The following is a 23495-nucleotide window of genomic DNA, read 5'->3' on the forward strand; positions in this document are numbered from 1 at the left end:
GTGTCGCCCCGTAGGCTGATCCCCATGACCAACCAGGCCCGGGGACTGCACGCCCAGCTGCTGGAGAGCCTCGGTCCCGCGATCACGGCCGGTGAGTATCCGCCCGGCAGCGTGCTGCGCACGGACGAGCTCGCCCAGCGCTTCGACGTCTCGCGCACGGTGATCCGCGAGGCGGTCCGGGTCCTGGAGTCGATGCACCTCGTGGAGTCCCGCCGCCGGGTGGGCGTGACCGTACGCCCCACCGAGGAATGGAATGTCTACGACCCGCAGGTGATCCGGTGGCGCTTGGCCGGCGCCGACCGTCCCCGTCAGCTGCGCTCGCTCACCGTACTGCGCTCCGCCGTGGAGCCGGTGGCGGCCGGACTCGCCGCGCAGTTCGCGACCCCGGAGCAGTGCGCGGCGCTCACCCAGGAGGCGCTCGGAATGGTCGCGACCTCGCGCGGCCGACAGCTCGACGCGTACCTCGTGCACGACATCGCGTTCCATCGCGTCGTACTGCGTGCATCAGGCAACGAGATGTTCGCCCGCCTCGGCGACGTGGTGGCCGAGGTCCTCAGCGGACGCACCAGGCACCAGGTGATGTTCGAGGATCCGGACCCCGCGGCCGTCACGCTGCATGTCCAAGTCGCCGAAGCCGTAAGGGAAGGCGACGCCGCGCGGGCGGAGCGGCTGACCCGCGAGATCGCCGTCGGAGCGCTCCAGGAGCTCGACGTGCTCGCCCCCTGAAGTGTCCGTAATGTCCGCCCCATTATCCTTTCGTTTGCCTTAAATCAACTCTCTGAACACTCTTGACGCTTGCATGTCCGACCTCCGAGCATTCTCCGCATGGTCTTGTCAGACAGCCGGACAGGTGGCGGCGCACCCCGGCGCATCAGCGCGATGGAAGCCGTCCTCACCCACCTCCGGGACGCCATAGAGCGGGGTGAACTCGCGATCGGCGAGAAGCTCCCCACGGAGGCCGAGCTCGGAAAGCGCTTCGAGGTCAGCCGCTCCGTCGTACGGGAGGCCCTGCGCGCGCTCCAGGCGCTCGGCCTCACGGTGTCCCGGGCCGGCAAGGGCACGTATGTCGCGGCCAGCGGCCCCGACCAGAACCCGATCTTCGGGTCGTACTCCGCCCGCGACCTGCTCGAAGTGCGACGGCACGTCGAGATCCCCGTGGCGGGTTACGCTGCTACGCGGCGAACGCGGGACGACGTCGACCTGCTGACGCACCTGATCGGGAAAATGGAGCATGAGCCCGACCCCACCGCCTGGGTGGCGCTGGACACGCTCTTCCACATCTCTGTCGCACAGGCGTCGGGCAACCCTGTCTTCCACAAGATCATCGAAGAGATCAGGGACGCCCTTGCCCGCCAGTCCACCTTCCTGAACCAACTCGGGGACCGACGACGCCAGTCGGACCTCGAGCACCGGGCGCTCGTCGAGGCGATCGTCGGCGGCTCCGAAGGAGCGGCGGTGCGGGCCATGGCCGCGCACCTCGAACACGTCGAGATCACCCTCAACACGATCGTGCGGCCCGGTACCGCACAGCACCCCCCAAATGAAGGCGAAGAAACAGCATGAGTGACCGCACCCTGTCTGCGGCCCCCGCCGGTCCCGCCGATCCCGTGTCGACATCCCCACATGTCGACGCGGGTGACGAGGGTTACAGCAAGGACCTGAAGTCCCGCCACATCAACATGATCGCCATCGGCGGAGCGATAGGCACCGGCCTGTTCCTGGGCGCCGGCGGCCGCATGGCGGGCGCGGGCCCGTCCCTCGCCATCGCCTACGCGGTCTGCGGCGTCTTCGCCTTCTTCGTCGTCCGGGCGCTCGGCGAGCTGGTCCTCTACCGGCCCTCCTCCGGCGCGTTCGTGTCGTACGCCCGTGAATTCATGGGGGAGAAGGGCGCCTTCGCCGCCGGCTGGCTGTACTTCCTCAACTGGTCGACGACGGCGGTGGCCGACATCACAGCGGCCGCGACCTACGCCCACTTCTGGGCCATGTTCAGCGACGTACCGCAGTGGGTGCTCGCGCTGATCGCCCTCGCCGTCGTCCTCACCGCGAACCTGATCTCGGTGAAGTACTTCGGCGAGATGGAGTTCTGGTTCGCGATCGTCAAGGTCGCCGCGCTGGTCGTCTTCATGGCCATCGGCATCTACCTGGTCGCCACCCAGCATCAGCTCGACGGCCACACCCCCGGCTTCTCCACCATCAGCGACGGCGGCGGCCTCTTCCCGGTCGGCATGCTGCCGATGCTGCTGGTCATCCAGGGTGTCGTCTTCGCCTACGCGTCGGTCGAGCTGTGCGGCGTCGCCGCCGGTGAGACCAAGAACCCCGAGAAGATCATGCCGAAGGCGATCAACTCGATCATGTGGCGCGTCGGCGTCTTCTACGTCGGCTCCGTCATCCTGCTCGCGCTGCTGCTGCCGTACACGGCGTACTCCGGCGACGAGAGCCCCTTCGTCACCGTCATGAACAAGCTCGGCGTGCCCGGCGCGGCGGACGTCATGAACCTCGTGGTGCTGACGGCGGCCCTCTCCAGCCTGAACTCGGGCCTGTACTCCACCGGCCGCATCCTGCGCTCGATGGCGCTGTCGGGCTCCGCGCCCAAGTTCACGGGCCGCATGAACAAGGGCCAGGTTCCGTACGGCGGCATCCTGCTCACCGCCGGCTTCGGTGTCCTGGGCGTCGGCCTGAACTACGTCATGCCCGGCGAGGCCTTCGAGATCGTCCTGAACTTCGCGTCGATCGGCATCCTGGGCACCTGGGGCATGATCATGCTCTGTTCGCTGCTCTTCTGGCACCGCTCGAAGGACGGCCGGGTCACCCGCCCCGCGTACCGGCTGCCGTGGGCCCCGTACACGCAGCTCGTCACGCTGGCCTTCCTCGCTTCCGTGGTTGTCCTGATGTGGTGGGGCGGCGGCGTGGGCCGTACGACCGTGACGTGCCTCCCGCTGATCGCGGCGGCTCTGGTCGGCGGCTGGTTCGTGGTCCGCAGGCGCGTGGCCGCGCTGGCGCTGGAGCGCGAGGGCGCCTAGCGCGGCGGCCCGGCCGGGCCGAGTTTCGATGTGATGCGGCCGGTGCGACCCGAAAGGAGTCGCACCGGCCGCATCGCCGTACCGCCCCGGCGCATTTCAGTCCGTCCGTCGTGTGCGGACCGGGACCCGGGCCGGAGCCCCACGTCCGGGAACGGGCGGGGCGCCGGAAAGCACCGCCCCCAGCCGGGCCTCCGCCGCCGCCAGCACCATCTCCAGAGCCGCCGGATATCCACTGCGGCGCATCTCCGCCACCAGCACCGGCGCGGTCGCGGCGATGTTCGGATGGCTGTCGGCGGGCAGTCGCGCGTACGTTTCCTGCCAGGCCCGCGCCTCCGACTCCCGGGCGGCCGCCGGCAGCGCGAGCGTGGACGCGTCCAGCGCCGCGAACGCCAGCGTCTGGTCGACGAAGGCGTGATAGACCCGTACCGCCTCGGGATCGGGGAATCCCGCCCCGCGCAGGACGCCCAGGATCGTCTCCACCGACCGCGTCTCGTTCTCCCGCCCGGTCACCCGTGCGCAGGTCAGCATCGCCGCCTGTGGATGCGCCTGGTAGTCGGCGTGCATCATCAGACCCAGCGTCCGCAGGTCCGCCCGCCACTCGCCCGTCGGCCGGAACCGCCGCAGCGTACGGCCGATCAGCTCGTCGGCGACCGCGAGCAGCAGATCGTCGGTGTCCCGGAAGTACCGGTAGAGCGCGCTCGGGTCCGCCCCCAGCGCAGCCCCCAGCCGCCGCACGGTGAGCGCCGCCGCGCCGTGCTCGTGGATCAGCCGCAGCGCCGTACCGACGATCAGCTCCTCGGACAGGACCGTGCCCTGCTTGGTGGGGCGCCTGCGCCGCCGCCCCTCCTCCGGCACCACTCGCTCACTCATGCCGCGCACGTTACGACAACGCCGTTGACGTGTGAAGCCCCGGCGGAGTTCGATGTGCCGCCATCGGGGCCGTCGTGGCCCCCCGGTGAAGGAGCTGGCGATGACGCCATCGAAGACCCCGTACGGCAGCGACCCGCCCGCGCCCGGCACGCTCACCAGGACCCTCGGCGTCATGGACGGTTTCGCCATCGCCGCCTCCAGCACCGCCGCCACCACCAGCATCGGCATCGGCCTGGGCGTCACGGCGGGCGTCGTCGGCCTGCACCTGCCGATCATCATGCTGCTGGCCTTCCTGCCGGTCCTCGGCATCGCGAGCGCCTACACGCGGCTCAACAGGTCCGAGCCCAACATGGGCAGCGGCTACGTCTGGGTGGGGCGCTCCCTCAGCCCCTGGCTCGGCTTCCTCGTCGGCTGGATCGGCCTCGTCGCCACGGTCGTCTTCCTCTCCTACACGACCGCCGTCACCGGCTCCGCCCTCCTCCAGCTCGTCCGCGAGACGGGCATACGCGGCGTCGCCGGGCTCACCCTGGACCCCGACTCCACCGCCCAGTCCACCGCGCTCGGCATCCTGGTCCTGATCGCCGTCACCTTCACCGCCGTCACCGGCCTGCGCGCGGCCGCGAAACTGCAGAAGTACCTGCTCGTCTTCGAGTACGCCGTCCTGCTCGCCTTCTGCGGTTACGGACTCGTCGTCGGCCCGCACCCCTTCAGCCTCGACTGGCTGAACCCCTTCACCATCCCCTCCGGCCAGGCGCTCGCCCAGGGGCTCCTGCTCTCGGTCTTCTGTTACTGGGGCTTCGAGTCCTCGTTCAGCGTGAACGAGGAGGTCCGCGACCCGCAGGACGCCTCCAGAGCCGGACTGATCACGCTCTTCACCATGCTCGGCCTCTTCCTGCTCGGCTCCTTCGCGTTCCAGCGCGTCCTGTCCCAGGACGAACTGGCCGGCAACGGCGCCCAGGGCCTCACCTTCTTCGGCGACCGCCTCGCCGACCAGCCGCTCGCCGCGCTCCCGCTGATCGCGCTCACCTTCTCCGCCGTCGCCTCTCTGCAGGCCGGCGTGATCCCCACCGTCCGCGGCATGTTCGCGATGAGCCGCGACCGTACGATGGGTCCGCTCTGGTCGAGGATCAGCCCCCGTTACGGAACCCCGGCGGCGGGCACGGTCGCCATCGGCTGCGTCGCGGCGGCCGTCGCGTTCCTCTCCCTCGTCCTCCCGAAGATCGGCGACCTGATCCTCGCCTCGGTCAACGCGATCGGCGTCGTCGTCTCCCTCTACTACGCCCTCACCGCGCTCGCCGCCGCCGCGCGCTTCCGCTCGACACCGCGCGTCGTCGTGGTGCCGGTGCTCAGCGCGGCCGTCCTGCTCGCCCTCGGCGGCTACCTCTGCTGGACCTTCTACACCTCGGCCGACCACTTCGAAATCAGCCCGGACAACGGCTGGTTCATGCTGGCGTGCCCCGCCGTGATGCTGCTCAGCGGAGTCGTCGCGGCGGCCTGGGCGAAGTGGGTCCGCAAATCCCCGTACTTCGTCACCGGACGCGGCACCGACCCCGACGCGGTCCCCCTGACCGTGTGACCTTCCACCCCATCACTCCTGCCGCTTTCCCTTCCCGTCACTCCTGCCGAAGGAACCTCACCATGCGCCACAACCCCGCCGACCTGGTTCTCACCGGCGGCCCCGTCCTCACCCTGGACGCCGCCCGCAGCCGCGCCACCACGGTCGCCGTCACCGGCGGCCGCGTCACCGCGGTGGGCCACGACGAGGTACGCGACCTCATCGGGCCGAAGACCGAAGTCGTCGACCTCGCCGGGAGGTTGCTCGTGCCCGGATTCCAGGACGCCCACATCCACCCCGTGTCGGCCGGCCTGGAGCTGGCGCAGTGCGACCTGACGGCCGTCCGGACGGCGGCGGAGACCACCGCCGCCGTCCGGGCGTACGCCGACGCGCACCCCGACCGGGAGTGGATCACCGGCGGCGGCTGGTCCATGGAGGCGTTCGCCGGCGGCAGCCCCACCCGGGACCTGCTCGACGCGGTCGTTCCCGACCGCCCCGTCTACCTGCCCAACCGGGACCACCACGGCGCCTGGGCCAACACCCGCGCGCTGCGTCTCGCGGGCATCGACCGCACCACCCCCGACCCGGCCGACGGCCGCATCGAGCGGGACGCCGACGGCGAGCCCACCGGCCTGCTCCAGGAGGGCGCCATGGACCTGGTCGCCCGCCTCACTCCGCCGTCCACCCCCGCCGACCGGCTGGCCGCCCTGCTCCGGGCCCAGCGACTGCTCCACTCGTACGGCATCACCGCCTGGCAGGATGCCATCGTCGGCACCTTCGGCTCCATGTCCGACCCCGCCGACGCGTACCTCACCGCGGCGCGCGACGGATCGCTCACCGCCCGCGTCAGCGGAGCCCTGTGGTGGGACCGCGAACGCGGCGCCGAGCAGATACCCGAACTGGTCGCACGCCGGTCCGAGCTGAGCCACGGCTGCTTCCGGGCCGGATCGGTGAAGCTCATGGTCGACGGAGTCGCCGAGACGGGCACCGCCGCCCTCCTCGACCCCTACCTGGACGGCTGCGGCTGCGCCACGGCCAACCGCGGCACCAGCTTCATCGACCCCGCGGACCTGCGCCGGTACGTCACAGAGCTGGACGCCCTCGGCTTCCAGGCCCACTTCCACGCGCTCGGGGACCGCGCCGTACGTGACGCCCTGGACGCGGTCGAAGCGGCCCGCACCGCCAACGGCCACCGTGACACCCGCCCCCACCTCGCCCACCTCCAGATCGTCCACCCGCACGACATCCCCCGCTTCAGGGAACTCGGCGCCACCGCCAACATCCAGCCCCTGTGGGCCGCGCACGAACCGCAGATGGACGAACTCACCATCCCCTTCCTCGGGGACGAACGAGCTGGATGGCAGTACCCGTTCGGCGCACTGCTGCGCTCCGGAGCCACCCTCGCCGCGGGCAGCGACTGGCCGGTCAGCAGCCCCGACCCGATGCACGGCATCCACACGGCGGTCAACCGCGTCGAGCCGCTGGGCGACGGCCCCGTCTTCCTCCCGGAGCAGCGCATCGGGCTCACGGACGCCTTCGCCGCGTACACGGCCGGGTCCGCGTACGTGAACCACCTCGACGACACGGGAAGCATCCGCTCCGGAGCGCTCGCCGACCTGGCCGTGCTCGACCGCGACCCGTACGCCGCACCACCCGAGGAGATCGCGGCGACCCGCGTCGCCTGCACTTTCGTGGACGGGCGGAAGGTCTACGACGCCGGTCTCTAGAGCGGGTACGGTGCGGATGCGGTGCCCGTAGTCGACGCGCGAGGAAGGAAGTTCACCCATGACACAACAGGTCCGAGGGGTTGTCGCACCGGGGAAGAACGAACCGGTGCGGGTGGAGACCGTCCTCGTCCCGGACCCGGGACCCGGCGAGGCCGTCGTGAAGATCCAGGCGTGCGGGGTCTGCCACACCGACCTGCACTACAAGCAGGGCGGCATCAACGACGACTTCCCCTTCCTCCTCGGACACGAGGCGGCGGGCATCGTCGAGTCGGTCGGCCAGGGCGTCACCGAGGTCGCCCCCGGCGACTTCGTCGTCCTCAACTGGCGTGCGGTGTGCGGCCGCTGCAGGGCCTGTCTGCGCGGCCGCCCCCAGTACTGCTTCGACACTCACAACGCCCGGCAGAAGATGACGCTGCTCGACGGCACCGAGCTGTCCCCGGCGCTCGGCATCGGAGCGTTCGCCGAGAAGACCCTGGTCGCGGCCGGCCAGTGCACCAAGGTCGACCCGGCCGTCTCGCCCGCCGTCGCGGGCCTGCTCGGCTGCGGAGTGATGGCGGGCATCGGCGCCGCCATCAACACCGGCCAGGTCGGCCGCGGCGACTCCGTCGCCGTCATCGGCTGCGGCGGCGTGGGCGACGCGGCCGTCGTGGGAGCGAGGCTCGCGGGCGCGGCGAAGATCATCGCGGTCGACATCGACGACCGCAAACTGGAGACCGCCCGCACCATGGGCGCCACCCACACCGTCAACTCCCGTTCCACCGACCCTGTCGAAGCCGTCCGCGAGCTCACCGGCGGCTTCGGCGCCGATGTCGTCATCGAGGCGGTGGGCCGCCCCGAGACGTACGAGCAGGCTTTCTACGCCCGCGACCTGGCCGGCACCGTCGTCCTCGTCGGCGTCCCCACCCCCGACATGCGGCTCGACCTCCCGCTCCTCGACGTCTTCGGCCGCGGCGGGGCCCTGAAGTCCTCCTGGTACGGCGACTGCCTGCCCTCACGCGACTTCCCGATGCTCATCGACCTGCACCAGCAGGGCCGTATCGACCTCGCCGCCTTCGTCACCGAGACGATCGGGCTCGGCGACGTCGAGAAGGCCTTCGCGCGCATGCACGAGGGCGACGTACTGCGCTCGGTGGTGGAGTTCTCATGACCTCCGCACGGATCGGCCACCTGGTCACCTCGGGCACCTTCTCCCTGGACGGCGGCACCTGGGACGTCGACAACAACGTCTGGATCGTCGGCGACGACACCGAGGCGATCGTCATCGACGCGGCCCACGACGCGGACGCCATCGCCGCCGCACTCCAGGGCCGTACCCTGCGGGCCATCGTCTGCACACACGCCCACAACGACCACATCGACGCGGCCCCGGCCCTCGCCGCCGCCACCGGCGCCCCGATCCTGCTCCACCCCGACGACCTGCCCCTGTGGAAGCAGACGCACCCGGAGCGTGCCCCCGACGGCGAGCTCACCGACGGACAGACGCTCACCGTCGCCGGCACCGCGCTCACCGTCCTGCACACCCCGGGCCACGCCCCCGGCGCGGTCTGCCTGCACGCGCCCGAGCTGGCCACCGTCTTCACCGGCGACACCCTCTTCCAGGGCGGGCCCGGCGCCACCGGGCGGTCGTTCTCGGACTTCCCGACGATCGTCGGCTCCATCCGCGACCGGCTCCTCACGCTGCCCCCGGACACGGAGGTCCGTACCGGCCACGGCGACGGAACCACCATCGGCGCGGAAGCCCCGCATCTCCAGGAGTGGATCACCAGAGGGCACTGAAAAACAGAAGAACCCCCAGTTCGACTGGGGGTTCTTCGCTGGTGTCCGAGGGGGGACTTGAACCCCCACGCCCGATAAAGGGCACTAGCACCTCAAGCTAGCGCGTCTGCCATTCCGCCACCCGGACAAGGTGTCTGTCTCGCGGCCCCGGGCCGTTCCGACGTGGAAAACCATAGCAAACATTCAGACCCCCTGATCACACCCCCTGGTGGGGCGGCGGGAGGATGAGGGGGACCACCAGCAACGCCAGTGGGAGGAAGCAGCGTGAGCGAGTCGAAGAGGGCCGGCCGGGCGGACAAGGCCGTTCCGGTCTCGGGCGAGGACGAGGTCGTCGATCTCTGCCGGGACCTGATCAGGATCGACACCAGCAACTACGGAGACCACTCGGGGCCGGGGGAACGGGCGGCGGCGGAGTACATCGCGGAGAAGCTCGCCGAGGTGGGGCTCGAACCGCAGATCTTCGAGTCCCACCCGGGGCGGGCCTCCACCGTGGCCCGGATCGAGGGCGAGGACCCGTCGAAGCCCGCGCTGCTCATCCACGGGCACACCGACGTCGTTCCGGCGAACGCGCAGGACTGGACGCACCACCCCTTCGCGGGCGAGATCGCCGACGGCTGCGTGTGGGGCCGGGGCGCCGTCGACATGAAGGACATGGACGCGATGACCCTCGCGGTCGTACGCGACCGGATGCGCAGCGGCCGCAAGCCCCCGCGCGACGTCGTGCTGGCCTTCCTCGCCGACGAGGAGGCGGGCGGTACGTACGGGGCTCGGCATCTCGTCGACAAGCACCCGGGGCTCTTCGAGGGCGTCACGGAGGCGATCGGCGAGGTCGGCGGCTTCTCCTTCACCGTCAACGAGAACCTGCGGCTGTATCTCGTCGAGACGGCCCAGAAGGGCATGCACTGGATGCGGCTCACCGTGGACGGCACCGCAGGCCACGGCTCCATGACCAACAACGACAACGCCATCACCGAGCTGTGCGAGGCGGTGGGGCGGCTCGGGCGGCACAAGTGGCCGGTGCGGGTCACCAAGACCGTACGGTCCTTCCTGGACGAACTCTCGGACGCGCTCGGCACCCCGCTCGACCCCGAGGACATGGACGCGACGCTCGCCAAGCTCGGCGGCATCGCGAAGATGGTCGGCGCCACGCTGCGCAACTCCGCCGCCCCGACCATGCTCGGCGCGGGCTACAAGGTGAACGTGATTCCGGGGCAGGCGACGGCGCACGTCGACGGGCGGTTCCTGCCCGGATACGAGGACGAGTTCCTCGCCGATCTCGACCGGATCCTCGGCCCACGGGTACGGCGCGAGGACGTGCACGGCGACAAGGCCCTGGAGACCAGCTTCGACGGCGATCTCGTCGACGCGATGCAGGTTGCGCTGCGGGCCGAGGACCCGATCGCGCGGGCCGTCCCGTACATGCTCTCCGGCGGCACCGACGCGAAGTCGTTCGACGACCTGGGGATCCGCTGCTTCGGCTTCGCTCCGCTGAAGCTGCCGCCCGAGCTGGACTTCGCCGGGATGTTCCACGGCGTCGACGAGAGGGTTCCGGTGGACGGGCTGAAGTTCGGCGTACGGGTTCTGGACCGCTTCCTGGACCAGTGCTGACGGGACAAGCGCCGACCCGACAAGTGGTGAGCGGACAAGTGGTGAAACGACTTTCCAACTAATCGGCCGGACGTGCTATTTGACTGAAAAGAGTGAATGAGACCATAGGCTAGTAGCCCCATTACTTTCCCTTCGTTACAAGGTGTGCGGTCCGCGGCTGGGACCGCATTGGTTGCCAACAAGGAGGAAAAGTAATGATCAAGAAGGTCGTCGCCGCTGCGGCTGCCACTGGTGGTCTGGTTCTCGCCGGCGCGGGCATGGCCGTCGCCGATTCGGGTGCCCAGGGTGCTGCTGTCGGGTCCCCCGGCGTGCTTTCGGGCAACGTCGTCCAGGCCCCGATCCACGTGCCGGTGAACGTGTGCGGCAACACGGTCTCCGTGATCGGGCTGCTGAACCCCGCCTTCGGCAACACCTGCGTCAACAAGTGACGTTGTGACTGAACCCGTAAGGGTCTGAGTCCCGGGCGGCCCCGGAGTGCGCTCCACGCACTCCGGGGCCGCTGGGAATTCGGCCCGCGGCCGGCAACAAAGTCCCGCGGGCATTCGGTGAAGGCAAAAGGCAGAGGAACGTACCAAATGCGTCAGGTAACGAGGAAGAGCCTGATCACCGTGGCGGCCGCCAGTGGTCTGCTGGCCATGAGCGGCGGCAACGCGCACGCCGGTTCGGGGGCGGGAGGGTCCGCGTCGGATTCCCCAGGTGTACTTTCCGGGAATTCCGTGCAGGCTCCCGTGCATGTCCCGGTCAATGTGTGCGGCAACACCGTGAACGTGGTCGGGGTGCTCAATCCGGCCATGGGCAACAGCTGCGTCAACGACTCCCATGGCTCGCGGCCCGGCAAGAACCACGGCGGCGCATCGGCGGCCGAGGGCCGCACGAGCGATTCGCCCGGTGTCGGCTCGGGCAACAACGTGCAGGCACCGGTCCACGTACCGGTGAACGCCTGCGGGAACACGGTCACTGTCGGCGGGCTGGGCAACGCCGCCACGGGCAACGACTGCGCCAACGACTCCACGGGGACCCCGCCCGGAAAGCCGGGTGAGCCGGGGAAGCCGGACGAGCCCGGAAAGCCGGGGAAGCCCGGGGAGCCCGGCAAGCCCGGCGAGCCGGTGGAACCCGGGAAGCCGGGCACTCCGCAGGAGCCCACCGAGCCCGGTGTGCCCGCGGACCCGGACGAGCCCGCGACGCCCGACGAGCCCGGCAGCCCGGACGGCCCGGACACCCAGACCGTCACGCAGCCCAAGGGCAGCGACGTTCTCGCGCAGACCGGCGCCGGCGCTCCGCTCGGCGTGGTCATCCCGGCCGGCGCGGGGTTGCTGCTGGCCGGTGCGGTGCTGTACCGCCGGTCACGTTCAGCGGCGTAAGACAGGAAAAAGTGCCGGCGCGTCCGGCACGGGAAACGGAGCGGGCCCCGCGATCGCGGGGCCCGCTCCGTCTTCACCAGGTGGCGCGCACCTGTCGGATGATGCGCCGGCGCAGCCGCACGCGGCGGCTGCCGTCCCGGCGCAGACTCAGTCGGTCCAACTCCCAGTGTCCGTACTCGGCATGGTCGGTCAGCAGACGGGTCGCCTCCTTGCGGGAGACCCCACGAGGTACGTACACGTCGACAAATTCGTATTCCGGCATCGCATCTATTGTGCAAGCTGAGCCTCAGTACGGATAGCGTCTGCACTATGTCTGATGCTGCGCAGCCCACCGCTGCCGAGGTACGCGCCGCCGCGGAGGCGGTCAAAGTCGCGCTCGACCGCCACCTCGAAGCGGTCGAACGCCGCACCGGGGACGACGACCCTGCCGTGTACGACGCGTTCAACGAGCTTGCCGCGGCCGCCGAGGCGTACGACGAGCGGCTCTACGACCGCTACGACGAGGTCACACCCTTCGAGATCCCGGGGTCCGACGACTCCCTGCCGCCCTACACCGGGCCCGAGGAACCCAATGCCGTGAGTGTCCTGATCCGCCGCGACTACGCGGTGGTGGAGACGCAGCGACTGCTCGCCCAGGCGCAGCGGATCGCCGATCTGGACCCGGACGTCGACGGTCCGGCGATCGAGGTCGAGCTCGATACCGACGTCGATGCCGAGGAGCGTGGCAATGCCGTGGCCATCGTCGGCGGCAGCGTCCATGCCGCTCTCGGCGTGCTCTTCGGCGAGTACGAACCGGATGAAATCGCTTCCCGGCACAAGGAATTCGGTCTGGAAGAGGGCGACTCCACGCTGTGGGTGGCCGCTGCGGACGACCTGCCCGAGCCGGGGGAGTGGCTGAGCGCCCCCTTCGAGGAGGCCGATCCGCAGCGGGTCGTGTGCCGCTTCGATGTCAGCTCTGTCTTCGACGACGAGTTCGACGAGGCCGACGGTTCCGACCGGACCTGAGACCCTCCGGCCGGAGCTCGTCAGGCCCGGCCTGAGCCCCGGCCGGCGGCCTCCCCGGTCCTCTAGGGGGCGGGCTCCCCGGCGGTCGGCTCCGTGGGCGGCTGGGCGGGTGGCCGGAGCAGGGTGCGCAGGCGCGTGGTGCGCGGCCGGTCCGGGATCTCCGTCACCGCGCGCGGCAGCGCCTGGTCGACGCCGTGGACCACGGAAAGGTGCCGTTCCCCGCGGCTGAACGCGGTGTAGATCCACGGGCGGCTGAGCGCCGGCGCCGCGTCGCCGGGCAGGACGACCACGACCGCGGGCCACCGCATCCCGGTCGCCTGGTGCGCGGTGAGCGCCCAGGCATGCCGCACCGTGTTCTCGACCCGGTCCTTGGGTACGACGACCGGTGTGCCGTCGCAATCGAGGTGCAGGCCGTCGGCGTCCGCCGACACGACCGTGCCGGGCAGGGTCCGGCCGGGCGCCGGGACGTACGCGATCCGGTCGCCGGGGTCGAAGCCGCCGAACCGGCCCGGGCCGGGGTTGAGCCGCTGCTTGAGCGCGGCGTTCAGCGCGCGGGTGCCCGCGGAGCCGCCGTGCCCGGGGGTGATCACCTGGGTCTGGGCGGGGGACACCCCGAACGCGCGCGGCACCGAGTCGGCGACCAGCTGGACAGTACGGTGAACGGCCTCGCCCGCGTCGCGGACCGGGACGATCACCACCTCCTTGCCGGGCGCCTCGACCTGGTTCAGCTCCCCGATCCCGATGCCGGACACCAGCTCGCCGATCGGGCCGGGGTCGGGCGTACGCGACACGATGTGCGGGCACGCGCGGGCGGCCAGCAGGTCGGCGAAGACCCGGCCCGCCCCGGCGGACGACAGCACGCCGGGGTCGCCGCTGAGGACGAGCCTGGTGCCGTCCGCCAGGGACTCCGCGAGGATCGCGGCGGTCTCCACGTCCAGCTGCGGCGCGTCCAGCACGACCAGCAGGTCGAGGGCGAGCGCGCCGTCCTCGTCCCGGCCGGGGCCTTCGGTACCGGCGAGCAGCCCCGAGACGGTGACCGATGCCGCTGCGTCGTCGATCACGGCGGCGAGGCGCCCGCGGCCGTCGGCGCTGTGCGAGGCGGCGTACGCCCGCAGGCCGAGCCCGCGTGCCACGGCGACCAGCGCGGCCGGTTCGGCGCGGGCCGCCTCGCCGCCGCTGTGGGCGACCAGGCCATTGGCGGCCGCCGCGCGGATCAGCTCGGCGGCGGAGGGCGGGACGGCCCCCGGGTCCCAATCGCCCGCCTGCGCCGCGTCGTTGTCGAACGTGCTGGCCAGCCGGGCGAAGCCGTCGGCGAGGCTCTCCTCGGCCAGGGCGTAGCGGTCGAGCCCCAGCAGAACCTCCACGGGCCCGTCGCTCTCGTCTGCCTCGTCGGCTCCGCCGTCCTGGAAGACGAGCACCACCCCCTCGGAGACGGCGTTCTGAACGGCCTCGTCGGGATCGGGCACCTTGTGCTCGGCCAGCGCCTTGCGGACCGTGCCCGACTCCAGGGCGGTGTGGCCCTGGACCGCCGCCCGCTCCAGGAGCCAGCCGACGAGAGCCGCCGTGCGCCGTTCGTCGCCGGGGCCGCACTCCGCGCCCAGCAGGGCGCGCGCGAATCCGTCGGCCTGCTCGGGCCGCACCCCCGGTACGGACAGCAACTGCCACGGATCGTCGCGCAGTACCTGCCCGGCCTGCTCCCCGAGTACGCCGACGACAGGCGCGGCCAGCGTCCCGGGGGCTCCGCCCTCGGCCAGCACGGCCCGAACCGAAGCCACGGCCTCGGGCGCGGCGGCGACGGTCCCGGCCGCCGGGGCGACGCGTGAGGGCGCCTCCGGACCGGCAGCGGGGGAGGCGGCGGGTGCGGGCGCGACGGGGCGCGGCGCGGGTGCCGGGGACGCGAAGAACGCGTCGCCGGACTTGGCGCCGCTCTCCACGGCCCGTACGGCCGCGAGCAATTCGGCGGCCTGCCCGCTCAGTTTGGCCCCCGCCTCGACGGGCGCCGCCTTCTCGGCCTTGCGCCGCTCGATCCGCTCCCGCAACTCCCGCTGTGCGGCGATCTCCGCCTCGGCCTCGGACAACTGCGGCACGGCGGCCGCGCCTTCAGCACCGGCGGCCCCAGCTTCGGCCTCCGCCGAACCTTCGCCGGCAGCGGTCGGGGGCTCCTCGCCCGCGTCGTCGCCGTGGCCTCCAGCGTCCGTCGCCTCGTCCTCGGTGTCGTCCTCGGGGGGCTCTGGGCTGTCGTCGTGCTGCACTTCGGTACCTGCGTCCTCAGTCGCGTCCGTCGGGGTCCCGGTCGCCTCCCCGGTGGTTTCGGCGTCCGCGCCGGGCGCGGTCTGTGCCGCACCGGCCCCGGGGCCGGCCGCCCGGGCCGTGGTGGCGCGCTCGGTGGCCGGCTTCTCGTCGTCCCCGGCGGGCGCCGGCGCCGGAACCGTCGGCTCGGCGGCCGGCTCGGTACCGGCCGCCGTGGTCGTGTCGCGGGGTTCAGCCGGGGATCCGGGGGTTGCCCCCCGGGGAAGCGCGGTCACAGCGTGCTCCAGTCCTGGTCGGGATAGCGGTGCACGGGCGCCGACACGTCGTCGAGCGCCTGGCAGATCTCGTCTGGAAGACTAAGCGCCTCCACTGACAATGCCGCCGCGAGCTGCTGCGCGTTGCGCGCGCCGACGATCGGGGCGACCACGCCGGGCCGGTCGCGGACCCAGGCGAGGGCCACCTGGAGCGGGGTCGTGGCCAGGCCGTCCGCGGCCGTCGCCACCGCGTCGACGATGCGGCGGGCCGCCTCGTCGAGGTACGGCGCGACGAACCCGGAGAGGTGCTCGGACCCGCCGCGCGAGTCCGGCGGTACGGTGCGCCGGTACTTGCCCGTGAGCACGCCCCGGCCGAGCGGCGACGACGGCAGGAGCCCGACCCCCAGATCGAGCGCGGCCGGCAACACCTCGCGTTCCACCCCGCGCTGGAGCAGCGAGTACTCCATCTGCGTGCTGGCCAGCCGGGTCCGGACACCGGGCGCCGCGAGCTGCCAGGTGGCGGCCTTCGCCAGCTGCCAGCCGGAGAAGTTGGACACCCCGGCGTACCGCGCCCGGCCGCTGCCGACCGCGATGTCGAGCGCCTGGAGCGTCTCGTCCAGCGGCGTCGCCGGGTCGAAGGCGTGCACCTGCCACACGTCGACGTAGTCCGTGCCGAGCCGTTCCAGCGACGCGTCGAGCGCGGCCAGCAGATGGCCGCGCGACCCGTCGAAGCGCCGGTCGGGATCGGGCACGCTGCCCGCCTTGGTCGCGATGACCAGATCGCGCCGCGGAACGAGCCGCTCCACGAGCTGCCCGAGCAGGTACTCCGCCTCCCCGTCGCCGTACACGTCCGCCGTGTCGACGAGCGTGCCGCCCGCGTCCCAGAAGGCCTTCAACACGTCGGCGGCGTCGTGCTCGTCGGTGTCCCGGCCCCAGGTGAGGGTGCCCAGCCCGATTCTCGATACGCGCAGGCCCGTACGGCCGAGATGCCTCTGCTCCATGGGCGCGAGATTACTGGCCGGGGGCCCGGCGGCAGGAGACCTGTGGACAAGTCCGGTGGACAGGTCGACGGGCGGGGCCACCTGGCCGATTCGTTCCCGGAGACCTCCGGCGCCGCCCGGACGCCCCCTGACGGATCGCGCCCCCGCGCGCTAGAGTCCCGGGCACAGACGTTACTGATCAGTAAGGAGAGCGGCATGCGGCTCGGCATCAACCTCGGTTACTGGGGCGCGGGGATGGACGGCGACAATCTGGCCGTCGCCCAGGAAGCGGACCGGCTCGGCTACGACGTCTGCTGGGCCGCCGAGGCCTACGGTTCGGACGCCGCCACCGTGCTCTCCTGGGTCGCCGCCCAGACCGAGAGCATCGACGTCGGCTCCGCGATCTTCCAGATCCCGGCCCGTACGCCCGCCATGACCGCGATGACGGCCGCCACCCTCGACTCCCTCTCCGGCGGCCGTTTCCGTCTGGGCCTGGGCGTATCCGGGCCGCAGGTCTCCGAGGGCTGGTACGGCGTGAAGTTCGACAAGCCGCTGGCCCGCACCCGCGAGTACGTCGAGATCGTCCGCAAGGCCATGACCCGCGAGCGCCTGTCGTACGAGGGGCAGCACTGGACGCTGCCGCTGCCCGACGGCCCGGGCAAGCCGCTGAAGCTCACGGTCCACCCGGAGCGCGAGCACATCCCGCTCTACATCGCCGCGATCGGTCCCAAGAACCTGGAGCAGACCGGTGAGATCGCCGACGGCGCGCTGCTGATCTTCCCCTCGGCCGAGCACATCGAGGACACCGCGCTCCGGCACATCCGCGCGGGTCGCGAGAAGGCCGGCAAGACCATGGACGGCTTTGACGTCTGCCCCACCCTGCCGCTCGCGGTCGGCGACGACGTCAACGCGCTGGCCGACATGTTCCGTCCGTACACCGCCCTGTACGTCGGCGGCATGGGCAGCCGCAAGCAGAACTTCTACAACCAGCTCGCCCAGCGCATGGGCTACGAGAAGGAAGCCGCCGAGATCCAGGACAAGTACCTGAGCGGTGACAAGAAGGGCGCGGCCGCCGCGATCCCGCACCAGCTGATCGACCAGACGGCCCTGCTGGGCTCCGTGGAGCGAATCGCCGAGCGGATGCAGGCGTACGCCGCGGCCGGGGTGACGACACTGACGCTGGCCCCCGCCGGCTTCACGCTCGACGAGCGGATCTCCGCCCTGCGGGCCGGTACCGACGCTCTGGAGCGCGCCGGTCTGGCGTAATACCGCAGGATGAGAAAACGGAAGAAAGTCTGCGGCCGTGGTGGGGGCTCGGGGGTCTTCCCCGCCACGGCCGTCATGCACAACAACGCCCCACGGCCCGGTGGGGTTACGCGCCCGTACCGCCCCGGGGTTCATTCTTCCGGTGGAGTTGACCGCCGCCCCTGTTGCCTGCCGTCCCGTACCGCTCTTGACTTGTTCTTTGCGGACGCCTGCACGGAGGTACACGGAGGTATCAGTGATGCTGTCGGCCCGAAGTCTCTTCCAGGAAATTCTCGACAACGACGCTTCCTTCCAGCTCTTCTGCTCCATAGCCGCCAGCGGCGAGACGCAGGGCGGCTGGGAGAACGGCAGGATCGCGGCCCTCGTGCCCGAGACCATGAGGTACCTCGCCCCGAAGATCACCCGGCACGGTGCCGACGAGGACAAGCACGGCCGGCTCTTCAACGCCCTGCTCAAGAAGCGGGAACTCGACCCGGTCCCGGTCCCGCCGGAAACCGACTACACGATGCTGCTCGAACAGCGCGGCATCGGCCTCGCCCACGACAAGCTGCGCCGCGACGAGCCGCTGACCGAGCAGGACATCCTCGTCTACCTCTCGCACAGCCGGGTGACCGAACAACGGGCCGCCGACCAGATGGACATGCTGGTCAAGTACTTCGGCGACCACCCCGAGGCGGGCAGGCCGATCAGGATGATCTGCGACGACGAGGAGAACCACCTCTCGTACTGCCACGAGGAGCTCCTCCGGCTGGCCCGCGCGGGCCACGGCCGTACGATCCAGCGCGTCCTGCGCGAGTGCGCCATGGAGGAGTGCCGCGTCTACCGGGACGTCAGCCTCGCCGTCATGGGCCACATGGGGCGCGTACTGAAGTGGCCGAAGGCCAAGTCCGCCACGCTCGCCGCCGGCATCCACGCCATGTACGCGTACGAGCGCCTCGGCGGCTGGCGGCGCATGGTGAGCCTGTCGGCGCCGCAGCGGCGCGACGCGCTGGGCGGCCCGGCGACGTCGGCGGCCGGAGTCGTCTGAGCGGCGGACCGGCTGTTCCCGCCGACCCTTGGAACCGGCCCCGCCCGTGGGGCCCGGTCGGTCCGGGCGGTGGCCGGTGGACGGTCCGTCAGAGCCAGCCGCGGCGCTTGAACAGCCGGTACAGCCCGATCTCGCACACCACCATCAGCATGATCACGCCCGGATAGGCCCACACCGAGGTCAGCTCGGGCATGTGCTCGAAGTTCATGCCGTAGATCCCCGCGACCATGGTCGGAACCGCGGCCATCGCCGCCCACGCCGAGATCTTCCGCATGTCGTCGTTCTGCCGGACGCTCATCTGCGCCAGATGCGCGGACAGGATGTCGGACAGCAGCCGGTCGAGCCCGTCGACCTGCTCGTTCGCGCGCGTCAGGTGATCGCTGACATCCCGGAAGAAGGGCTGCGCGTGCTCGTCGACGAACGGCAGCCCGGGACTCGACAGCCGCAGCATCGGCTGGGCGAGCGGGCCCGTCGCGCGACGGAACTCGAGGACCTGGCGCTTGAACGTGTAGATCCGCGCGGCGGTGTTCTTGGAGTCGCTGCCGACCGGCGCGAAGACCTCCGCCTCCAGTTCCTCCAGGTCGGTCTGGAGCTCGGCACCGACCTCTATGTAGTGGTCGACGACGGCGTCGCTCACGGCGTACAGGACGGCGGTCGGGCCGTGCCGCAGGACCTGGGGCTCGGCTTCCAGGCGGTGGCGTACGGCCGCCAGCGGGGCGCCCTCGCCGTGCCGTACGGTCACCACGAACGAGTCGCCGACGAAGACCATCAGCTCGCCCGTCGTCACGGTGTCGCTCTCCGGCTCGTAGATCACCGGCTTCAGCACCGCGAAGAGCGAGTCGTCGTACACCTCCAGCTTGGGCCGCTGATGCGCCGACAGCGCGTCCTCGACGGCCAGCGGGTGCAGGCCGAACTCGCTGCTCACCAGAGCGAATTCCTTCTCGGTCGGCTCGTGCAGCCCGATCCACAGGAAGGCGTCGCCGGTGGCCCGCGCCTCGGCGAGGGCGTCGGAGAAGTCGGAAGGGCCCTCGGTGCGGCACCCTTCCCGGTAGATGGCACAGTCGACGATCACGGCGCGCATTCTCCCCCGGTACGGGTCCCGGCGCACCCAGGAGCCGACTTCCGCCTAGGCTGGCGGCCATGGCCACGCTGATCCTCGTACGCCACGGACGTTCCACCGCCAACACGGCCGGGCTCCTCGCAGGCTGGACGCCAGGCGTCACGCTCGACGAGCGCGGCGCCGCCCAGGCGGCCGCGCTGCCCGGCAGGCTCGCCGACGTGCCGCTCGCCGCGGCGGTGACCAGCCCCCTCGAACGCTGCCGTGAGACCCTCCAGCCGCTGCTCGACGCCCGGCCCGGCCTCCCGCTGCACACCGACGAACGGATAGGGGAGTGCCACTACGGCGACTGGTCGGGACGCAAGCTCGCCGAGCTCTCCGACGAGCCGCTGATGGCCGCCGTGCAACAGCACCCGTCCTCCGTGACGTTCCCGGGCGGTGAGTCGATGCGCGCCATGCAGGCGCGCGCGGTCGACGCCGTACGGGACTGGAACGCCCGTATCGAGGCCGAACACGGCGAGGACGCCGTGTACCTCATGTGCTCCCACGGCGACATCATCAAGTCCGTCGTCGCGGACGCACTCGGGCTCCATCTTGACCTCTTCCAGCGGATTCACGTGGACCCGTGTTCCCTGACGGCCATCCGGTACACCGGGCTGCGGCCCTTTCTTGTGCGCCTCGGCGACACGGGCGACCTCTCCTCGCTGGCGCCGCGCGAGAGCGCCAATGACGGGGACGCGGCCGTAGGGGGCGGCGCAGGCGCACCGTGATCGCTCCGCGCAGTAGGGTGGACGCGCCCCAGGGCCGCGCATGAAGACGATTTCACCGCACAGACGATTTCAAGGGAGATCAGGACGTGTCCCGTCAGGTGTTCCTCTACGACCCGCCGGACCGCTTTGTCGCCGGTACGGTCGGGCTGCCTGGACGCCGTACGTTCTTCCTGCAGGCATCCGCGGCCGGCCGTGTCACCAGCGTCGCCCTGGAGAAGACCCAGGTCGCGGCGCTCGCCGAGCGGATCGACGAGCTGCTCGACGAGGTGGTACGCCGCACCGGGGGCAACGCCCCCGTGCCGGCCGTGGCCCCCGCCGATGTCACCGACAGCGCGCCGCTGGACGCCCCCGTCGAGGAGGAGTTCCGCGTCGGCACCATGGCGCTGGCCTGGGACGGTGAGGAACAACGCATGATCGTCGAGGCGCAGGCCCTCGTCGAGCTGGACGTGGAGACCGAAGAGGATCTCGCGGAGGCAGAGGAGCGGCTGCTCCAGGACGAGGAGAACGGCCCGCCCATGCTGCGGGTCCGGCTCAGCGGCGCGCAGGCCAGAGCCTTCGCCAAGCGCGCCCTCGACGTCGTCAACGCGGGCCGGCCGCCGTGCCCGCTGTGCAGCCTGCCGCTCGATCCGGAGGGACACGTATGCCCGCGTCAGAACGGATACCGCCGCGGAGCGTGACTCCGGCGGACACCGACCTCCTCACCGTGCTGGCGAAGGGGCAGCTCACGGTGCGCGGACGCGTGCGCGAGGCCTCCAACGCCGTGCTGCACTGCGGGATCGAGTACGACGGTGTGTCGGCGTCCTGCGTGTACAAGCCGGTCGCCGGTGAGCGGCCGCTGTGGGACTTCCCCGACGGCACGCTCGCACAGCGGGAGGTGGCGGCGTACGAGATCTCCGAGGCGACGGGGTGGGGCCTCGTGCCGCCGACCGTGCTGCGCGACGGCCCGTACGGCGAGGGCATGTGCCAGCTGTGGATCGAGACGGCCGCCGACGGGACCGACGGGGAGCTGCTCGCCCTGGTCGAGGACGAGGAGCCCGCGGAGGGCTGGAAGGCGATCGCCTTCGCCGACGTGGGGGAAGGGCGCACAGCGCTCCTCGTGCACGCCGACGATCCGCGCCTGCGCCGGCTGGCGGTCCTGGACGCGGTCATCAACAACGCCGACCGCAAGGGCGGGCACCTGCTGCCGACGGCGGACGGGAAGCTGTACGGCATCGATCACGGGGTCACGTTCAACGCCGAGGACAAGCTCCGCACGCTCCTGTGGGGCTGGGCGGGCGAGCCGCTGACGGCCGAGGCCACCGGAGTGGTGGACCGGCTGGCGCAGGACCTGGCCCCGGGGAACCCGCTCGGCACCCGCATGGCCGAGCTGATCACTCCGGCGGAGGTGGAGGCACTGCGCGCGCGGGTGGCGACGCTCCGCACGACGGCACGCCATCCGGAGCCGAGCGGCGACTGGCCGGCCATTCCGTGGCCGCCGGTTTAGACAGGGTCCGCGCAAGGGTGCCTTGCCGGACACGATTTCGTATCCGGTTCGTATCCGGAACGTGCGTCCGGTTACGCTCGAGGCATGCATGCCTGGCCCGCTTCTGAGGTCCCCGCCCTGCCTGGCAAGGGCCGCGACCTCCAGATCCACGACACCGCGACCAGTGGGTTGATCACCCTCGACCCCGGTCCCGTCGCCCGAATCTACGTCTGCGGTATCACCCCGTACGACGCGACCCACATCGGTCACGCGGCGACCTACAACGCGTTCGACCTTGTGCAGCGCGTGTGGCTCGACACCAAGCGGCAGGTTCATTACGTCCAGAACGTCACGGACGTGGACGACCCGCTGCTCGAGCGGGCGATCCGCGACGGACATGACTGGACCGAACTCGCGGAGCGCGAAACCGCGTTGTTCCGCGAGGACATGACCGCCCTGCGGATGCTCCCGCCGCAGCACTACATCGGCGCCGTCGAGGCCATACCCGGCATCGTGCCGCTCATCGAGCGGCTGCGGGAGGCGGGCGCGGCGTACGAACTCGAAGGTGACGTGTACTTCTCCGTCGAGGCCGACCCGCACTTCGGCGAGGTGTCCGGTCTCGAAGCCGACGCGATGCGGCTGCTGTCCGCCGAGCGCGGCGGCGACCCCGAGCGCCCCGGCAAGAAGAACCCGCTCGACCCGATGCTCTGGATGGCCGCCCGTGAGGGCGAGCCGAGCTGGGACGGCGCCTCGCTCGGCCGCGGCAGGCCCGGCTGGCACATCGAGTGCGTGGCGATCGCGTTGGACCATCTGGGGATGGGCTTCGACGTGCAGGGAGGCGGATCGGACCTGGCCTTCCCGCACCACGAGATGGGCGCCTCCCACGCCCAGGCGCTGACCGGTGAGTACCCGTTCGCCAAGACGTACGTACACGCCGGCATGGTGGCCCTGGACGGCGAGAAGATGTCGAAGTCCAAGGGCAACCTGGTCTTCGTGTCCAAGCTGCGCCGTGACGGCGTGGACCCGGCGGCCATCCGCCTCACGCTCCTGGCGCACCACTACCGGGCCGACTGGGAGTGGACGGACCAGGTGCTCGAAGACGCCCTTGAGCGGCTCGGGCGCTGGCGCGCGGCGGTGTCCCGCCCCGACGGGCCGTCCGCCGACGCCCTGGTCGAGGAGATCCGCGAGGCGCTCTCCAACGACCTCGACGCCCCGGCCGCACTCGCCGCCGTGGACCGCTGGGCCGCCCTCCAGGCGTCCGAAGGCGGTACGGACGAAGGCGCACCCGGTGTCGTCTCGCGTGCCGTCGACGCGCTGCTCGGCGTGGCCTTGTAGACGTCTTTCCGGCCAATCCCGCCCCTGGACCTCTCCCGGAGAGGGCCGGGGGCGGTTCCGGTTGTTCGCTGCCGGCTTTCGGCCGGACGCCGCGGTCGAAGGCGGGCATGTGGTCGTGTGGCGAGGTGCTCGCTCCGGCGGAGCGCCGCGAGCCTCGCGACCCGGCCGTGGC

The 23495-nt window shown here is 71.3% G+C and carries 22 protein-coding genes and 1 tRNA gene; 17 read left to right on the forward strand and 6 right to left on the reverse strand.

What is annotated here, in order from left to right; translation table 11 throughout:
- The first annotated feature begins 24 nt into the window (after window positions 1-24).
- The 3 genes from ACWIHY_RS08590 to ACWIHY_RS08600 all read left to right on the forward strand — a co-directional run bounded on the left by ACWIHY_RS08590 (window position 25) and on the right by ACWIHY_RS08600 (window position 3020).
- Complete coding sequence (locus ACWIHY_RS08590; RefSeq protein ID WP_454374894.1) at window positions 25-726, forward strand: FadR/GntR family transcriptional regulator; 702 nt, start codon at window positions 25-27, stop codon at window positions 724-726.
- 99 nt (window positions 727-825) lie between these two features.
- Window positions 826-1563, forward strand: coding sequence for a FadR/GntR family transcriptional regulator (locus ACWIHY_RS08595; RefSeq protein ID WP_454374895.1), 738 nt, complete (start codon window positions 826-828; stop codon window positions 1561-1563).
- Entirely contained in the window at window positions 1560-3020 is a 1461-nt protein-coding gene (locus ACWIHY_RS08600; RefSeq protein WP_454374896.1) for an amino acid permease, read from the forward strand. The genes ACWIHY_RS08595 and ACWIHY_RS08600 overlap by 4 nt, the downstream gene beginning before the upstream one ends.
- A 96-nt stretch (window positions 3021-3116) precedes the next feature.
- On the opposite strand, the gene ACWIHY_RS08605 is transcribed toward ACWIHY_RS08600, so the two are convergent.
- A complete protein-coding gene (locus ACWIHY_RS08605) occupies window positions 3117-3890 on the reverse strand; it encodes a TetR/AcrR family transcriptional regulator (protein WP_454374897.1) in 774 nt (257 codons plus the stop codon).
- A gap of 100 nt (window positions 3891-3990) precedes the next feature.
- Here ACWIHY_RS08605 and ACWIHY_RS08610 point away from each other — a divergent pair, with 100 nt between their 5' ends.
- The 4 genes from ACWIHY_RS08610 to ACWIHY_RS08625 all read left to right on the forward strand — a co-directional run bounded on the left by ACWIHY_RS08610 (window position 3991) and on the right by ACWIHY_RS08625 (window position 8948).
- The gene (locus tag ACWIHY_RS08610) at window positions 3991-5466 is read left to right on the forward strand and encodes an APC family permease (RefSeq protein ID WP_454374898.1); all 1476 of its coding nucleotides are present in this window, start codon (window positions 3991-3993) and stop codon (window positions 5464-5466) included.
- Window positions 5467-5528: 62 nt separating this feature from the next.
- Entirely contained in the window at window positions 5529-7172 is a 1644-nt protein-coding gene (locus ACWIHY_RS08615; RefSeq protein ID WP_454374899.1) for an amidohydrolase, read from the forward strand.
- 58 nt (window positions 7173-7230) lie between these two features.
- Window positions 7231-8319, forward strand: a complete 1089-nt coding sequence (locus tag ACWIHY_RS08620) for an S-(hydroxymethyl)mycothiol dehydrogenase (protein ID WP_454374900.1) — start codon at window positions 7231-7233, stop codon at window positions 8317-8319.
- A complete protein-coding gene (locus ACWIHY_RS08625; RefSeq protein WP_454374901.1) occupies window positions 8316-8948 on the forward strand; it encodes an MBL fold metallo-hydrolase in 633 nt (210 codons plus the stop codon). The genes ACWIHY_RS08620 and ACWIHY_RS08625 overlap by 4 nt, the downstream gene beginning before the upstream one ends.
- A gap of 39 nt (window positions 8949-8987) precedes the next feature.
- Here ACWIHY_RS08625 and ACWIHY_RS08630 read toward each other — a convergent pair.
- Window positions 8988-9075 (reverse strand) — tRNA-Leu (locus ACWIHY_RS08630).
- Between the two features lie 137 nt (window positions 9076-9212).
- On the opposite strand from ACWIHY_RS08630, the gene ACWIHY_RS08635 reads away from it, so the two are divergent.
- From ACWIHY_RS08635 to ACWIHY_RS08645, 3 genes are all read left to right on the forward strand, one after another.
- Window positions 9213-10556 (forward strand): M20/M25/M40 family metallo-hydrolase, encoded by a 1344-nt coding sequence (locus ACWIHY_RS08635; RefSeq protein ID WP_454374902.1) that lies wholly within the window; start codon window positions 9213-9215, stop codon window positions 10554-10556.
- Between the two features lie 194 nt (window positions 10557-10750).
- A complete protein-coding gene (gene chpH / locus ACWIHY_RS08640) occupies window positions 10751-10984 on the forward strand; it encodes a chaplin ChpH (protein ID WP_214976507.1) in 234 nt (77 codons plus the stop codon).
- 147 nt (window positions 10985-11131) lie between these two features.
- On the forward strand, window positions 11132-11917 hold the full coding sequence (locus ACWIHY_RS08645) for a chaplin family protein (RefSeq protein WP_454374903.1): 786 nt from the start codon (window positions 11132-11134) through the stop codon (window positions 11915-11917).
- 73 nt (window positions 11918-11990) lie between these two features.
- On the opposite strand, the gene ACWIHY_RS08650 is transcribed toward ACWIHY_RS08645, so the two are convergent.
- A complete protein-coding gene (locus tag ACWIHY_RS08650) occupies window positions 11991-12179 on the reverse strand; it encodes a DUF5703 family protein (protein WP_018535088.1) in 189 nt (62 codons plus the stop codon).
- Between the two features lie 47 nt (window positions 12180-12226).
- On the opposite strand from ACWIHY_RS08650, the gene ACWIHY_RS08655 reads away from it, so the two are divergent.
- Complete coding sequence (locus tag ACWIHY_RS08655) at window positions 12227-12922, forward strand: hypothetical protein (protein WP_454374904.1); 696 nt, start codon at window positions 12227-12229, stop codon at window positions 12920-12922.
- Between the two features lie 62 nt (window positions 12923-12984).
- On the opposite strand, the gene ACWIHY_RS08660 is transcribed toward ACWIHY_RS08655, so the two are convergent.
- The gene (locus tag ACWIHY_RS08660; RefSeq protein ID WP_454374905.1) at window positions 12985-15447 is read right to left on the reverse strand and encodes an ATP-binding domain-containing protein; all 2463 of its coding nucleotides are present in this window, start codon (window positions 15445-15447) and stop codon (window positions 12985-12987) included.
- Complete coding sequence (locus tag ACWIHY_RS08665; RefSeq protein WP_454374906.1) at window positions 15444-16427, reverse strand: aldo/keto reductase; 984 nt, start codon at window positions 16425-16427, stop codon at window positions 15444-15446. Before ACWIHY_RS08665 ends, ACWIHY_RS08660 begins: the two co-directional genes overlap by 4 nt.
- A 195-nt stretch (window positions 16428-16622) precedes the next feature.
- On the opposite strand from ACWIHY_RS08665, the gene ACWIHY_RS08670 reads away from it, so the two are divergent.
- Window positions 16623-17672 (forward strand): LLM class F420-dependent oxidoreductase, encoded by a 1050-nt coding sequence (locus ACWIHY_RS08670; protein WP_454374907.1) that lies wholly within the window; start codon window positions 16623-16625, stop codon window positions 17670-17672.
- A 238-nt stretch (window positions 17673-17910) separates the two neighbouring features.
- Window positions 17911-18699: a ferritin-like domain-containing protein gene (locus ACWIHY_RS08675; RefSeq protein ID WP_454374908.1), complete on the forward strand. Its 789-nt coding sequence runs from the start codon at window positions 17911-17913 to the stop codon at window positions 18697-18699.
- 88 nt (window positions 18700-18787) lie between these two features.
- Here the strand turns inward: ACWIHY_RS08675 and corA are convergent, their stop codons facing one another.
- On the reverse strand, window positions 18788-19780 hold the full coding sequence (gene corA, locus ACWIHY_RS08680) for a magnesium/cobalt transporter CorA (RefSeq protein WP_454374909.1): 993 nt from the start codon (window positions 19778-19780) through the stop codon (window positions 18788-18790).
- Between the two features lie 59 nt (window positions 19781-19839).
- Between corA and ACWIHY_RS08685 the strand changes: the two genes are divergently transcribed.
- The 4 genes from ACWIHY_RS08685 to mshC all read left to right on the forward strand — a co-directional run bounded on the left by ACWIHY_RS08685 (window position 19840) and on the right by mshC (window position 23323).
- Window positions 19840-20526: a histidine phosphatase family protein gene (locus ACWIHY_RS08685; protein WP_454374910.1), complete on the forward strand. Its 687-nt coding sequence runs from the start codon at window positions 19840-19842 to the stop codon at window positions 20524-20526.
- 86 nt (window positions 20527-20612) lie between these two features.
- Window positions 20613-21203, forward strand: a complete 591-nt coding sequence (locus ACWIHY_RS08690) for a DUF3090 domain-containing protein (protein ID WP_138894543.1) — start codon at window positions 20613-20615, stop codon at window positions 21201-21203.
- Window positions 21167-22009: an SCO1664 family protein gene (locus tag ACWIHY_RS08695; protein WP_454374911.1), complete on the forward strand. Its 843-nt coding sequence runs from the start codon at window positions 21167-21169 to the stop codon at window positions 22007-22009. Before ACWIHY_RS08690 ends, ACWIHY_RS08695 begins: the two co-directional genes overlap by 37 nt.
- 84 nt (window positions 22010-22093) lie before the next feature.
- Window positions 22094-23323: a cysteine--1-D-myo-inosityl 2-amino-2-deoxy-alpha-D-glucopyranoside ligase gene (gene mshC, locus ACWIHY_RS08700; protein WP_454374912.1), complete on the forward strand. Its 1230-nt coding sequence runs from the start codon at window positions 22094-22096 to the stop codon at window positions 23321-23323.
- Window positions 23324-23495 lie beyond the last annotated feature (172 nt).

The sequence above is a fragment of the Streptomyces sp. NPDC055287 genome (assembly GCF_053646035.1).

Excerpts from the sequence above, each read along its gene's own strand:
- ACWIHY_RS08590 (WP_454374894.1), top strand. The coding sequence starts at position 25 with ATGACCAACCAGGCCCGGGGACTGCACGCCCAGCTGCTGGAGAGCCTC.
- ACWIHY_RS08595 (WP_454374895.1), top strand. The coding sequence starts at position 826 with ATGGTCTTGTCAGACAGCCGGACAGGTGGCGGCGCACCCCGGCGCATC.
- ACWIHY_RS08600 (WP_454374896.1), top strand. The coding sequence starts at position 1,560 with ATGAGTGACCGCACCCTGTCTGCGGCCCCCGCCGGTCCCGCCGATCCC.
- ACWIHY_RS08605 (WP_454374897.1), bottom strand. The coding sequence starts at position 3,890 with ATGAGTGAGCGAGTGGTGCCGGAGGAGGGGCGGCGGCGCAGGCGCCCC.
- ACWIHY_RS08610 (WP_454374898.1), top strand. The coding sequence starts at position 3,991 with ATGACGCCATCGAAGACCCCGTACGGCAGCGACCCGCCCGCGCCCGGC.
- ACWIHY_RS08615 (WP_454374899.1), top strand. The coding sequence starts at position 5,529 with ATGCGCCACAACCCCGCCGACCTGGTTCTCACCGGCGGCCCCGTCCTC.
- ACWIHY_RS08620 (WP_454374900.1), top strand. The coding sequence starts at position 7,231 with ATGACACAACAGGTCCGAGGGGTTGTCGCACCGGGGAAGAACGAACCG.
- ACWIHY_RS08625 (WP_454374901.1), top strand. The coding sequence starts at position 8,316 with ATGACCTCCGCACGGATCGGCCACCTGGTCACCTCGGGCACCTTCTCC.
- chpH (WP_214976507.1), top strand. The coding sequence starts at position 10,751 with ATGATCAAGAAGGTCGTCGCCGCTGCGGCTGCCACTGGTGGTCTGGTT.
- ACWIHY_RS08645 (WP_454374903.1), top strand. The coding sequence starts at position 11,132 with ATGCGTCAGGTAACGAGGAAGAGCCTGATCACCGTGGCGGCCGCCAGT.
- ACWIHY_RS08650 (WP_018535088.1), bottom strand. The coding sequence starts at position 12,179 with ATGCCGGAATACGAATTTGTCGACGTGTACGTACCTCGTGGGGTCTCC.
- ACWIHY_RS08655 (WP_454374904.1), top strand. The coding sequence starts at position 12,227 with ATGTCTGATGCTGCGCAGCCCACCGCTGCCGAGGTACGCGCCGCCGCG.
- ACWIHY_RS08665 (WP_454374906.1), bottom strand. The coding sequence starts at position 16,427 with ATGGAGCAGAGGCATCTCGGCCGTACGGGCCTGCGCGTATCGAGAATC.
- ACWIHY_RS08670 (WP_454374907.1), top strand. The coding sequence starts at position 16,623 with ATGCGGCTCGGCATCAACCTCGGTTACTGGGGCGCGGGGATGGACGGC.
- ACWIHY_RS08675 (WP_454374908.1), top strand. The coding sequence starts at position 17,911 with ATGCTGTCGGCCCGAAGTCTCTTCCAGGAAATTCTCGACAACGACGCT.
- corA (WP_454374909.1), bottom strand. The coding sequence starts at position 19,780 with ATGCGCGCCGTGATCGTCGACTGTGCCATCTACCGGGAAGGGTGCCGC.
- ACWIHY_RS08685 (WP_454374910.1), top strand. The coding sequence starts at position 19,840 with ATGGCCACGCTGATCCTCGTACGCCACGGACGTTCCACCGCCAACACG.
- ACWIHY_RS08695 (WP_454374911.1), top strand. The coding sequence starts at position 21,167 with ATGCCCGCGTCAGAACGGATACCGCCGCGGAGCGTGACTCCGGCGGAC.
- mshC (WP_454374912.1), top strand. The coding sequence starts at position 22,094 with ATGCATGCCTGGCCCGCTTCTGAGGTCCCCGCCCTGCCTGGCAAGGGC.